Source organism: Aerosakkonema funiforme FACHB-1375 (assembly GCF_014696265.1).
Classification (GTDB): domain Bacteria; phylum Cyanobacteriota; class Cyanobacteriia; order Cyanobacteriales; family Aerosakkonemataceae; genus Aerosakkonema; species Aerosakkonema funiforme_A.
This window is the reverse complement of sequence record NZ_JACJPW010000173.1, coordinates 1-12,199: the sequence shown is the minus strand read 5'-3', so window position 1 is coordinate 12,199 and position 12,199 is coordinate 1. Positions and strand designations below refer to the sequence as shown.

The 12,199-nt window shown below is 44.0% G+C and carries 10 protein-coding genes; 3 read left to right on the top strand and 7 right to left on the bottom strand.

From position 1 onward, the window contains the following. Positions 1 to 163: 163 nt before the first annotated feature. The 3 genes from H6G03_RS35250 to H6G03_RS35240 all read right to left on the bottom strand — a co-directional run bounded on the left by H6G03_RS35250 (position 164) and on the right by H6G03_RS35240 (position 4,435). Positions 164 to 1,882: a calcium-binding protein gene (locus H6G03_RS35250; protein ID WP_190475256.1), complete on the bottom strand. Its 1,719-nt coding sequence runs from the start codon at positions 1,880 to 1,882 to the stop codon at positions 164 to 166. Between the two features lie 804 nt (positions 1,883 to 2,686). Beyond that, positions 2,687 to 2,860: a hypothetical protein gene (locus H6G03_RS35245; RefSeq protein ID WP_190475254.1), complete on the bottom strand. Its 174-nt coding sequence runs from the start codon at positions 2,858 to 2,860 to the stop codon at positions 2,687 to 2,689. A 219-nt stretch (positions 2,861 to 3,079) separates the two neighbouring features. After that, entirely contained in the window at positions 3,080 to 4,435 is a 1,356-nt protein-coding gene (locus H6G03_RS35240) for a tRNA nucleotidyltransferase/poly(A) polymerase family protein (protein WP_190475252.1), read from the bottom strand. Between the two features lie 100 nt (positions 4,436 to 4,535). Here H6G03_RS35240 and H6G03_RS35235 point away from each other — a divergent pair, with 100 nt between their 5' ends. Together H6G03_RS35235 and H6G03_RS35230 are read left to right on the top strand one after the other, a co-directional pair. Further along, complete coding sequence (locus tag H6G03_RS35235) at positions 4,536 to 4,784, top strand: Ycf34 family protein (protein WP_190475250.1); 249 nt, start codon at positions 4,536 to 4,538, stop codon at positions 4,782 to 4,784. A gap of 401 nt (positions 4,785 to 5,185) precedes the next feature. Beyond that, positions 5,186 to 6,634 carry a tetratricopeptide repeat-containing S1 family peptidase gene (locus H6G03_RS35230; RefSeq protein WP_190475249.1) on the top strand — a complete coding sequence of 483 codons (1,449 nt, stop codon included), beginning with the start codon at positions 5,186 to 5,188 and terminating at the stop codon, positions 6,632 to 6,634. Positions 6,635 to 6,704: 70 nt separating this feature from the next. Here H6G03_RS35230 and H6G03_RS35225 read toward each other — a convergent pair whose 3' ends face one another. Both H6G03_RS35225 and H6G03_RS35220 read right to left on the bottom strand, forming a co-directional pair. Further along, a complete protein-coding gene (locus H6G03_RS35225; protein WP_190475247.1) occupies positions 6,705 to 6,977 on the bottom strand; it encodes a hypothetical protein in 273 nt (90 codons plus the stop codon). A gap of 82 nt (positions 6,978 to 7,059) precedes the next feature. After that, a complete protein-coding gene (locus tag H6G03_RS35220; RefSeq protein ID WP_190475245.1) occupies positions 7,060 to 7,596 on the bottom strand; it encodes a CU044_2847 family protein in 537 nt (178 codons plus the stop codon). Between the two features lie 95 nt (positions 7,597 to 7,691). On the opposite strand from H6G03_RS35220, the gene tsaB reads away from it, so the two are divergent. Further along, complete coding sequence (tsaB, locus tag H6G03_RS35215; RefSeq protein ID WP_190475243.1) at positions 7,692 to 8,345, top strand: tRNA (adenosine(37)-N6)-threonylcarbamoyltransferase complex dimerization subunit type 1 TsaB; 654 nt, start codon at positions 7,692 to 7,694, stop codon at positions 8,343 to 8,345. A gap of 258 nt (positions 8,346 to 8,603) precedes the next feature. On the opposite strand, the gene H6G03_RS35210 is transcribed toward tsaB, so the two are convergent. Together H6G03_RS35210 and lnt are read right to left on the bottom strand one after the other, a co-directional pair. Beyond that, entirely contained in the window at positions 8,604 to 10,391 is a 1,788-nt protein-coding gene (locus H6G03_RS35210; protein ID WP_190475241.1) for a hypothetical protein, read from the bottom strand. 108 nt (positions 10,392 to 10,499) lie between these two features. Then, complete coding sequence (gene lnt / locus H6G03_RS35205) at positions 10,500 to 12,101, bottom strand: apolipoprotein N-acyltransferase (RefSeq protein WP_190475239.1); 1,602 nt, start codon at positions 12,099 to 12,101, stop codon at positions 10,500 to 10,502. Positions 12,102 to 12,199: the final 98 nt, after the last annotated feature.

Here is a 12,199-nt window from a genome sequence, read left to right as displayed (position 1 = left end):
AAGACATTAGGAAAAATTGGAAATTTCCGTTCCTCCAATTTCCCGCCTTTCATCCCGCCGCTAAATCGAAGCGATTATAGCGGGGGACTTCCCGGCGAATCAGTTAACATTGGGGTGCAGAGACGTTTCGCGAAACGTCTCTGCAAGCTTAATAGAGTGGAAATCAGAAAAAGTTGAAGTCACTGGCAGCCAGATCCGTGACGCCTACGACAAAAATTGTAGCAACTCCATCGACCGGTAGCGGGAATACAGGATCTAAAGCCGGAACAACATTGATGAGTGTCCCGCCTTCCACAAAAGTCACACTACCATCAGGTTCGTCAAGTACGCCGTTGCCATTGGTGTCGAGGACACTAAAGTTAGGCGCGATTAAAGGTAGGTCGCTGAGATCGATAATGTCTGAGCCGCGATCGAAATCCGTGATGATATCATTTCCGAACAGAGAACCCAAACCATCCGACTCAAAAGTAAAGAAGAAGGTATCGCTATCGAGGTCGATACCGCCTGTCAGTATATCGTTGCCCAATCCCCCATCGAGGAAATCGTCGCCAGCGTTGCCAATTAAGCTGTCGTTACCGCTACCGCCGTTGAGAATATCGTTGCCGTCAGCAAGCAGATCCTCACTGTTATCGCCGATCAGCATATCATCCCCAAAGCTGCCATTGAGGGTGTCGGCGTCATCTTGACCGACGAGCAGATCGTCGCCACCGCTACCGTCAAGCAGATCTGGATCGACACCACCTTGCATCGTATCTGCACCATCACCGCCATTGAGGGTGTCTGCACCATCGCCGCCTTCAAGCAGGTCGTCGTTGTCTCCACCATCGAGGAGGTTCTCTTCTTCACCGCCGATGAGTGCGTCGTCACCGGTACCACCCAAAAGGGTATCGCTACCGAGATCGGCAATTAACAGGTCATTGCCGGAACCGCCATCCAGCAGATCCCTGTCCAAACCGCCGATGAGCGTGTCGTTGCCGCTACTGCCTTGCAGGGTGTTGAGACCTCTGTCGCCAATGAGTAGGTCGTTGCCAACGTCACCAAAGATTCGATCGTTGCCGTTGCCACCAGATAATATATCGTTACCGTCATCACCGTCGATCGAGTCGTTGCCGTTCCCACCGGAAATGGTATCGATTTCACTGCCGCCGGAAAGCACATCATCGCCATCGTCACCGCTGAGGAAGTCGTTGCCTTCTTCTCCAAAAAGGCTGTCGCTGTCGTCGCCGCCAAAAAGTGAATCTGCGTCTAGTCCACCAAATACGAGGTCTTTGCCTAATTCACCATTGACAAAATCGTTGCTAGACCCTCCGTCAATTACGTCGTTGCCGTTACCGCCGAGGATCGTGTCGTTATCCGAGACGCCGCTGATGTTGTCGTCGCCGTCTTCACCTAATATAAAGTCGTTGCCGCTGTCACCAACGAGGGTGTCGTTCTCTGTACCGCCGAAGATGGAATCGTTGCCGCTGCCGCCGATGATGCGATCGCTATCCTCGTTGCCAAATAATATATCGTTGCCCGATTCTCCAAGGATCTCGTCATCACCGGTGCCTCCTTGGATCAAATCGTTGGATGAAACACGCTCCGTCAGGCTGCCAATGATGATGTTGTTGAAAGTCGTGTCGCGGTTAAATTTGCTGGCGCGTGTGCTAGGTTGGCTAGTGCCGATGCCGCCCGGTCCGCCGAAAGGAGTGCCGGTCGTATCGCCGAGAATTCTGTCATTGCCCTTGCCACCGATGATGGTATCGGCACCGACACCTCCAAAGATCTCGTCATCGCCGCCTAAGCCAATTAATCGATCGTCACCGTCTAATCCTCTAATTCGATCTTCCTCTGCTGTACCGTTAATTTGGTTGTTGTTATCATCGCCTGTAAATGATGCCATGATTGGTTGCTCCTAAAGCGAGTAATTTTGAACTACTTACATCAAAATTAGTCATTAAGTATGGTCGATAAAGAGTACCCAAGCTATGCAAAATCATGCCTGGTAACTCGCATCATACTAATGGCTAATTAATCAAAGACTTTATCCACCAACACCCCATCGCTCAGCCAAAACTCGTTTGAAACTTTTTTCAAACTCTTTTATCGCTAATGAGCGTTTAAATTTTTATGTTTTTTGTGTCGATCGAACAAAAGAGATCGCCAAACGCCTAAGAAGCAAATTAGATAGGTTTTGGCTGCATATAGACCATTAAGATGGTGAGATTTCACCATTTTATTCTCTACATTTTGCATCGGCAATAGTCAGGCAATTAACGCTTGTAAAAAAATGATATGTAATTTAATGTCATAACATTTTGATTATGGAATAATACTTAATTAAATGACTTTTCTAAAATTTGCTAGCTGAGATGAGCGTCAGTTAGAGATAATTAATAAAAGCAATTCAGAGTAAATAGAAGTCTGGTAAACGCTGGCCAGCTTTTTTCGTAAATTATTAGATGATAAAAACTATAGACTCAGTTTTTTGAAATAGATGAGATAGCTTGTTTGACAAGTTGCACGTAAAAAAGATGACAGTTAAAATATCGTGTAATATTTTAAATTTTTCGATACTACCGATCCAAGCCTGTTCTATTAGCTACTGGGAATTACTTAGTGAAATGGCAAGCGATCGCATTAAACTTTTTGTTATTTAAAGATGCACAAGTCACTCGATCGCAAATTGCAGAGCTTGCATGAGTACTTAGTACCAAGTATTACTGGTAGAGTGGAGTAGTGCGATCGCCACAGGTAAAATTTGATATAACTTATTGATATAAATCCTAAACTTAAAGGGGGCAGGTAAAATTACCTGCCCCCGTAAAATCAGTTGAATTTCCACGGAACTTACAGCCGTTCCCTCTGTAATGAGGTACACCCTAGAAACCCGGTTTTTTGGAAAAACCGGGTTTCTAGGGTGTACCTCATAACAGCGCAAAGCGCTGTATTAAAAAACACCCAGAACAATCAGGAAAGTAAAGACGCAGAAGCCGATGAAAGAGTAGATCGTTATATAGAGGATACTTTCGTGATGTTTCGTTACCTTTTCTGTTGAGTCAGCCATAGGAGTATCCTCTGTTTCAAAACTGATGTTTTGCTAGCTTTTTTGATGAAGTTTTGCAAATTCAAGAGCTTCTGCTGCTGTAGAAATTCTACCTTCGATGCGTGCTAGCTGAATAGCAGTGAGGAGTTGACCGATTTGTGGGCCAGATGGCAGGTTAAGGGCTTGCATTAAGTCTTTACCGGTGACAAGAGGAGTAGGATGGGCGACTCGATCTGAAGGGGTAAGATAGCGATCGCATAAGGTTGCTATCCCTTCGATTGGTATCCCAACAGCAACAGCTACCAAAACTAAAGCGGGGAAGACAACTCCCACTTCCCGAAACATAAAATACTGTTCTCGCACAGACATCGGTGCTTTTCGCAATTGGGGTAAAAATTTGAGAATAGTATTAACAGCGCGAATTTCCGCAACGCTGTACTTCATTTCTTTCAGAAAATCCTCAACAGAGGAATTCTCCACATGAATGTCAGCGCGAGTGTAGTTCAAACTGACATTCAACTCATCAATTTCCGAGAGCGAAATTGCTGGGATTAGCAAACAAGTAAGTTTAGCGATCGCCATCCAAGTACGCTTGGAATCTGCTGCTAATCCCGGCACACCAGAAGACAATTCCACGCCAATTTGAGGCCAAATTTCGGCCATTTTTGCACTAGCGCGATCGATTTGGGCGACTAGCGCTAAATTAGTTGCCGTTACATCGTCGTGCAAAATCGATCGCAATATCCCATCTGACCAAGCAACATTTAACCAGGGAGTTCCTTGAGGACTGCTGAGGAGATAACCTAATTCTACCCGCACTCGTTCGGCGGCGATTTGTGCGAGTAAAGGTGCTAATTGACGAATAGTCGATCGCGTTTCATCCTCGATCGCAAAACCCAATTGGGCAGCTTGACGGTAAGCTCGTAATAGGCGCAAAGGGTCGTCTTCCAAATTGGCAGGCGATACCATACGGATAATGCCTTGTTGCAAGTCCGCATTACCTTGTAGAGGATCGATAAGTTCGCCTGTGTGGGGGTTAAAGGCGATCGCATTCACAGTAAAATCGCGCCGACGCAAATCTGTTGCCAGACTATCGCCTTCCTGCTGGGCAAAATCGGCGGTAGCATCTTTGAATACCACCCTGGCAATTTGTCGTTGGGCGTCGAGTACCACAAATCCAGCTTGATAATGATTTGCGATCGTTCTAGCCGTCTGCACCGCATCGCTGGGCACAATAAAATCCAGATCCAGATATTCTCGGCGTCTTCCCAAAAGCGCATCCCGCACCGCACCGCCTACCATATAAATAGGCACTGGTAGCAATGCCAAACTAAACGGCCAACTATCCGGAGATAACGCCAAAAGTTCCCGATCTTCTGCCTTTGCATCCTTCGCGTCTTTGCGGTTCATTCAATTCTCTTGCATAGATTGCAACAAAAATCAACCAAGCGACTAACCGATCGCTGTGTTGCCTAAGCTAGATTAACAGAAAAGCCAGTGGAGCTTTCTTATGTGTATTTGCATTAACTGCCATTATGTCGATCGCTGCACCACCTACCACGCGGTAGAAACGCAGCATCAGGTACCTCACCTGACAGAAACGCCGGATTTTGAAGCTAACGAACCCAGCATTAACGTCAATATCCGTACCCGTGAAGATTATATTGAGATGGAGTGGGATGTTGTGGGTTGCCTCAGCTTTAAGCAGGAGACGGGTAAATGGGCGAGATTGCGTCCGGGCGAGTTGGTGCCAACTTGAGGATAGTTCTCAATAGAACGCTAACTGATTTTTGTGGCGATCGTAACAACTTATCTAATCGTAGGGTGGATTAGGCACGGGTAATAAATTCAGAACTTTCAACCCATAATTTAAGTCCCCGTGCCGTCACCCACCATTGCACACATTTGTAACATAAACAAACATTTTTCCCCATAAACCTGAAAGACCCATCCGGTGAAACCGGGTTTCTTTGGGTTGGAACAAGCAAATATCAACCTTTGCAACAAAAGAAACTCGGTTTATCATTCTCGATCCCAAATGGCGAATCAGTCTTTTAGTGACAAATAGTGACAAAAAATCCAGAAATTTAGTGTTTGGTGGCGTAGATAAAAGAGAAAGTATAGGATGGATTTAGCTGAACAGGCTCTACGGTTTACAAAATGGGAAAGCGGCTAGAGAGTTTTGAAGCAGTCCAGAAATCAACGGTTCGGGTTAAAGATACAGCAGGAAAAACCTGGGGAACAGGCTTTTTCGTTACAAATGAGGGGCATTTGCTGACTTGCGCCCATGTCGTCGAAGATGCTGGAGGTTGGAAGAATGTGCGAGTACTCGATCGACCCGTAACTTGTATTTATGAAGGTGATTCGGAAAGTAACGATTTTTCTGTACTTCTAGTTGAAGATATTCCACTTAGTCCAGCTCCTTTGCAGGCAGATTTTGAGCCAGGAGACGAATTTCTCAGTCCTGGTTTTTCTAATGATGATTTCTACGGGGCACCTATTCGAGGTGAAATTACCGCATTTGCTCGTTGTGGTAAGCTTGGCAACCAAAAGTTAATCCGTTTGGAAACTTTTTCAGATGCCCAGCGTATTGAAGGCGGGCAAAGCGGTGCGCCTATATTTGTTTATAAAAAAGGTAATTACAGGGCTGTTGGCATAATTGTAGCTTCGGAAGATTTAAACGGTGGGCTGGCAATATCAATTTCCACTGTCTTAAAAAGCGGTGCTTTAGCTGAAGCCTTAAAAGTCGGTAACAAAATTACCTTACGGCAATTAACTATTCCAACACTTATTGCCTTGATGGGAGGGGTTTCATTTTTATCTGTTTTTGGCTTAAAACAAACCTTAGAAAATTTCGATAAATGCTCTCGCGGTCGCATTAATAGCGCTAATAATATAATCAGCGATGAAATTGCAAGCGGTAATTACGAATCTGCCTTATTTCAAGTTAATAAAATTATCAACGATTGTCCTAACAAAGATAGTTTATTAATTACAAAAGGTCGGATTTATCTTGAAAAAAGCCAATATACCGATGCCATTTTACTTTTTCAAGATGCTTTAAAAATTCAAGAAACAGTAGAAGCGAGGTATAACTTAGGATTGGCACTTGCTAAGAGTGATGATTGTGCAAAAGCACTTGAAGAATTTAAAAAGATAGAGAACGATCTTAAGCTTAAAATCAATATTTATTACAGCATGGGTGTTTGTTATGATAGGTTGGAAAATTGGAAACAAGCATTGGAGAAGCTAAGATATGTAGCTAATAACAAGCAGGGAAATAGAAAACTTTATTCCGATTCACTGTACTACCTTACAGAGATCAATGCTAAACTTTGGTATCTAAACCAAAAAAGCCCAGAAAAACTCAAGTTCCAAAATGATTTTATGAAATATTTAGAGTTACAGTTTAATAACTTAGATCCGAACAAGCAGGTCACATATTTAGAACAAACTAATAAAGATATACAACAAATAAACAAAAATCCTTTTGAAGGAACGCCAGAATATTCTTTTATTTACTCTACGCAGGAATTTAAAAAGCTAATATGTAAACTACACAAAAATATTAATCGGGAAGTGCCGAGTAACCTAAAGAAATCATGTTAAGCATAACTACAGCTTAAGGGGATATCGAAAAAGTTCGATATCCTTCTCTCTACCTATTCATTAAAGCAATCTAGTTGCCAATTCTATCTACTAATTCTAATTGCTGAATGTACTTTTCAAGTTGGTTAATTAAGTCAATCAGTTCCGCAATGGGCTGCTCGATTTCGCTTCCTACGGAAGGGCCTTGGCCTGGAGGACATCCTCGTGGAGGAGGCGCTCCCGGAATACAACCGTACCTAGCTAAATAATAATTTTCAACCGAAATTCGATACGCTCCCAGCCGTTGTGAAAGAGATCTAATGTCTGAATTAACAGCGATAAGTCTACTTCGATCGATTGGCATACTTACACCTGAGTATTTTTTATTTATAAAACTTACGCAGAGTAGCTAAATGTGCGCTCAATTCATGAATTGAGGGCATAAGTCATGATTTATTCAAAGACTCTTTTACTCTAAAAGCAGCTTGTTGAACAAGATTTAGCTGCTTGACGTTATTTTCATAGGCTGATTCTTGAGATTGTTCGTAAAGTTCCAATGCTTCCCTAGTTTTAGACTCCAACACTTGCAGATCTTTTTTTAAGTTTTCCACTATTCCGGGAGGCCAGGTGTCAGGAAGAGAGGATTGCTCAAATTTCCAAGAAACTTTGATTTTGAAGCTTGCTTGACCGGATGCTTGTGCGATGAAAGCAGAACCGCTGGCAGTGAAACCTAAATTAAATTCTACTTCGGCACTTTCGGCCTTCATCGGCTGATTGAGTTCTTGCCAAATGTCTACAAAAGTTTGACAAGCTGGCAAAACGGCCTTGCGAATCATTTGTCTAAAGTCAGCTTCTGTAAGCTTGTCCACAGCACTGTCTTTATTCGATCGTTGCTGAATACCAGCAGCTTTCTCTAGGGGTACTACTTCTATATAGACTTTATCGTCTTTTCCTTCTATTTCTAATGGAATAAAATTGTTCATTTTTATAAAGCCTATACAATTACTCACATTTTTTTGTATACTAGCTTCTGTAGAGTAATTTGTCAATTTAGTTAATAAATCGTAAATAATTAACCTTGACTTATAACCCTGTACATCTTGACCCAAAAAAATACGCCCTTGCCCTTCACACTACCAGTCCCGAAGTTGGTATGGCGATTAGCAATTTTGCAGATAATTCCCGCTGTCAAACTTGGGACTTGGGGACTGACTTATCTAGCTATTTGCACGCCCACTTAGCTGAGTTTATCAAACCGCAAACCTGGTCTGAGTTGGGGTTTATTGCGGTGGCAAAAGGCCCTGGTAGCTTTACCAGCACTCGCATTGGTGTAGTTACTGCCCGTACCCTTGCCCAACAGTTAGATATTCCTTTGTTTGCGATTTCGACTTTGGCAGCTGTGTGTCATCAGTCATTAGCGACAGAGGCAAAAGAAAAGACGATCGCAGTTCAATTACCCGCCCATCGCGGTGAAGTGTTTGTTGCTATCTATGAAGTATTGCCCAATGCTTCCGGTTTAAATGAAGTATTGCCAGATACGGTGATGAAGCCGGAAAAATGGCAAAAGACTTTGGAAAGTTGGCCTAATTCCTATCATTTGATTGCCGCGCCAGCCAAACTGGGTGCATCGGTTGCCAATGTGTTGGCACTCGCTTATTTAGATTGGCAAAAAGGATTGCGTCCCCATTGGTCGGAAGCGCTACCTTTTTACGGTCAACATCCGATAGAGTAGAGTCGAGAAACCCAACTTACAGCACTTTTCGGGTGAGTGAGGTATACAGATCCCCGACTTCTTCAAGAAGTCGGGGATCTCGACCCATAGCCTGTACTTCATCCAACTGCAAGCCGCTGTATTAGTTTGGTGGTGTTGGGTTTCGCTCTACTCAACCCAACCTACTATTGATACTACTATTGATACTCCATAAACCCAGTTTCTCAAGAAACCGGGTTTATCTTTAGCTAAGCCACCTAAAAAACGCTGTATGCGTAATCAAACAACAGTGAAATTGGCTGCTGTCAGAGCGCCATTATGGAAGATAGTAATTATGTTCTCTGCACTCAGCGTCACGATAGAAAACCTACCCCCATCATCAGTCGAGCCGCTGCTAGTAATTGCCCCGAAAACATTAGCACCGCTAGTAAAACCAAGACTGCGAGCTACTTGTACAATATCGTCGGCTGCAACGAAATCGCCGATGCGATCTTGACCTGCTTCAAAGATAAACCGATCTCGACCAGCACCGCCAAAAAGGTCGTCATTACCGGGGCCACCTATGAGCAAATCGTCGCCCAAACCCCCTGAAACTTGATCGTTTCCTCGATCGCCAAACAGAATATCGTCGCCATCTTCTCCAGAAACAATGTCATCATCAGCACCACCCCTAAGCAAGTCAACACCTGCATCTCCAAGTAAGTAGTCTTTGCCTGCATTACCGTTAATGACATCAGATAGAACCGTGCCAAAAATTGTGTCATCATTAGAAGTCGATATCGGTAATAGCGAACCTTGCGGTTGAAAGTTGGGAATTCGGTAGCCAATATCTGCTAAAAGTGCTAAATCTAACCTTGTCGGTGCAATGCGAGTATTCGGGTAGGTCGGGTCCATCAGTACTGGTTGACCGTCACTTAAAACACCATTTTTGACATGGCCTAAGTCTTCTTCAAGCGGAACTGGCTGACCTCCATTAGCAGCTACGGCATTGGGGCCTTTAAAGGAAGCTCCGGCACCTAATTGTTGAAAAATTGCTGATGGCCCAATTCCCAAAATATGCCCGATTTCGTGTAAAGCAACGCTGAAGAAATCAGTAGTTCCGTTGGGAATATCATTCGATGTATTGGGTGTGGGATCGAAGAACCAGTTTGTTGCGGAACTGAACGAGAGATTACCGACAAAGGGCTGAAATTTAGAGCCATTTAACCTGGCATTGTAAATACTTCCGTCAGCATCGTAACCTTCGACTGATGATGCGGCCAAAGCGTCGGTAGCATCACCAAAGGGTGTAGGCGCAGCGCCAAGGTAAATTCGCAGGTCGTCAATGTCAGATGTTAAAGTAACTTCTTCAAATGCTCCATTTTGAGGGTTAGCTAAGCTAAATTTAGTGCCTGCACGGACATTTGTAAATTCGTCTTGGATGTAAGATTCCCAAACATCGGCGGCTGCTTCTAAAAGAGTTCTTCTTTCTGAGTTATTAAAGAAACCATTGGTATCGAAACTATAGTCAAACTGAATGTTAAAACTATTAGTAAGTACACCGGGTCTGTTTTCGTTTTTGCCGTACAAAATATAGTGTTCAAATGCAGAAGTTTCTCCTCTGCTTACAGCAGCAGCAACATCTGGATTTTGGCTGAGATAAAGACTGGTATTAAATAGAGTGCTGGGGTCGCGACCTTCTCTAGTGCCATACTGAAGGAAATGATCGTAGGCGCTGCGAAGGGTGCCGTTGTTTACTGCTGGTGCTATATCTGGATATCGGCGGAGGTAATAACCGCTGTTAAATTCTGGTATGGGGTCGCGACCTTCCCTGGCACCAAACTGAAGGAAATGGTCGTAGCCGCTGCGAAAGGTGTTGTTGTTTACAGCTGTGGCGACATCGGGATACAAGCTGAGGTAATAGTTGCCATTAAATACCTGACTGGGGGTACGGTTTTCTCTCGCACCAAATTGAACGAAATGATCGTAGGCGCTGGTAATTTGTCCTTTGAGAATTGCGCCAAAAACATCTAAATTGTTGAGACGATAGAAGTTTTCGTCGAAATAGGTGTTGAGAGGAAGTGTCATAATGAGGGGCTAGGGAATAGGGGCTAGGGAATAGGGGTTAGGGCGTCGGGGAAGAGGGGAGAGGGAAGAGGGAGAGGGAAGAGGGAAGAGGGGAGGAATTAGCAATTATTAATTATCATTCTTTTTTTGAAGAAGATATTCTACTGCCGGAATGAGTGCGGCGAGTAGTAACAACAGGGGTGTTAGCCAATCTCCCCAACGAACATATAAAGTTTGACTTTGCCGCCGATAAATTGTTGCCGCATGAAGTTCAAAAGTATTAATTTTGGATAACCACTGGGTTTGGCCGTGGGGGTCGATAATGCCTGAATAGCCTGTGTTTGTGGCTCTTACAGCCCAGCGATCGGTTTCGATCGCTCTCATGATATCCTGAGCGTGGTGCTGAGCCATCATCGATTCTTTGTAATGGGCATCGTTAGCAGCGCTGAGGATAAATTCGCCGCCATTGGCAGCTTGTCGCCGGAAAAGCTCAGAGAAGGCAGAATCGTAGCAGATTCCGACAATAGCACGACCGAAGGGTGTATCGAACACCTGATTTGGTTTTCCGAGAATTAGGTGGGCGTCCAATGGGGAAAGCTTATCGATGAGGCTTCCCAAATATTCCTCAAAGGGGATGTATTCGCCTAAAGGTACTAATTTTACTTTGTCGTAACGGCTGAAAATTTCGCCGCTGGCTGTGACGGTAAACAAGCTGTTGGTTAAATTGCGTTCCGTCTCGCCAAAACCTCCCACCCACGCAACTGCGCCTTTTTCCAAAACGGCTGTATAAAAGGAACGCGGAATTCGATCGGGATTTGTCCAGATAAAAGGTAAAGCTGTTTCTGGTATTAAAACTGCATCAACTCCCTTATCCGCTAAGGTACGATAGCCGATCGTGTAGCCTTCGATCGCACGATACCATCCGGCGGAATTGAATTTGATTTTGTTGGGAATATTGCCTTGGATGATGCCGACTTTTAATGCTGTTTCCGGCGGTTGAATTAGAGGACGGCTGTATAGCACAAAACCGATAATATGTAAACCTGCTAACAAACTAATTACAATAATTAATTTAGACAAAATTACTTTATCAAAATTATTTTTTTCTTTGCCAATGCCCAATTCGGCAATTAATCCATTAACGGCAACGATTGCGGCTGTGATGGTGTTGGGCCCGGAAATTTGACCGAGATGCAAAATGGCGAGATTGTGGGGACTTTGGGTGTAGGAAAGAGATGTCCACCACAAAGAACCGGAACTCCAAAAACTTTCTAAACTGCACCATAAGGCTGTGCCGATAAGGAGGCGAACTAAAGTATTTTGGATTGGGTATTTTGAATTTGGGATTAAATCGAAAATAGTTCTAAATCCAATTGCCCAAACAGTAACTAATCCTGCTCCCCAAAGGGTGATGAATGTCCAGCAGAATATTGTAATTAGTAAGCTGGGTAACCAGGGAACTCCCAACCAGGTCATGGGGTGAATGCCCGTTATCCAAAATAAGGCTGTGCCGTGATAACCAATTCCCCAACATAAAGGCAAAAGTAAAAAGGTAAATGGGAAAAAAGATAATTTTGCTTTTTTTTCTTCTGCCTTTTTTCTTTCGTAGCTGACAACCAAAACCCAAAGGGGCACTAGGGCGATCCACGCCAAAGGCCAAGCATTTACTGGCGCGGTTGTCAATCCCATTAAAATGCCGCTAATTAAAGCAATTACCAAATGCAATTTCATTTTTTTAGGGCTAGGGGAAAGGGGCTAGGGGAAAGGGGCTAGGGGCTAGGGACTAGGGGCTAGGGAAAAGGGAAAAGGGAAAAAATTAATTCCCCCGC

Bases quoted from the DNA above. Each gene is read 5' to 3' on its own strand.
- H6G03_RS35250 (WP_190475256.1), bottom strand. From the start codon at position 1,882: ATGGCATCATTTACAGGCGATGATAACAACAACCAAATTAACGGTACA.
- H6G03_RS35240 (WP_190475252.1), bottom strand. From the start codon at position 4,435: ATGAACCGCAAAGACGCGAAGGATGCAAAGGCAGAAGATCGGGAACTT.
- H6G03_RS35235 (WP_190475250.1), top strand. From the start codon at position 4,536: ATGTGTATTTGCATTAACTGCCATTATGTCGATCGCTGCACCACCTAC.
- H6G03_RS35230 (WP_190475249.1), top strand. From the start codon at position 5,186: ATGGGAAAGCGGCTAGAGAGTTTTGAAGCAGTCCAGAAATCAACGGTT.
- H6G03_RS35225 (WP_190475247.1), bottom strand. From the start codon at position 6,977: ATGCCAATCGATCGAAGTAGACTTATCGCTGTTAATTCAGACATTAGA.
- H6G03_RS35220 (WP_190475245.1), bottom strand. From the start codon at position 7,596: ATGAACAATTTTATTCCATTAGAAATAGAAGGAAAAGACGATAAAGTC.
- H6G03_RS35210 (WP_190475241.1), bottom strand. From the start codon at position 10,391: ATGACACTTCCTCTCAACACCTATTTCGACGAAAACTTCTATCGTCTC.
- lnt (WP_190475239.1), bottom strand. From the start codon at position 12,101: ATGAAATTGCATTTGGTAATTGCTTTAATTAGCGGCATTTTAATGGGA.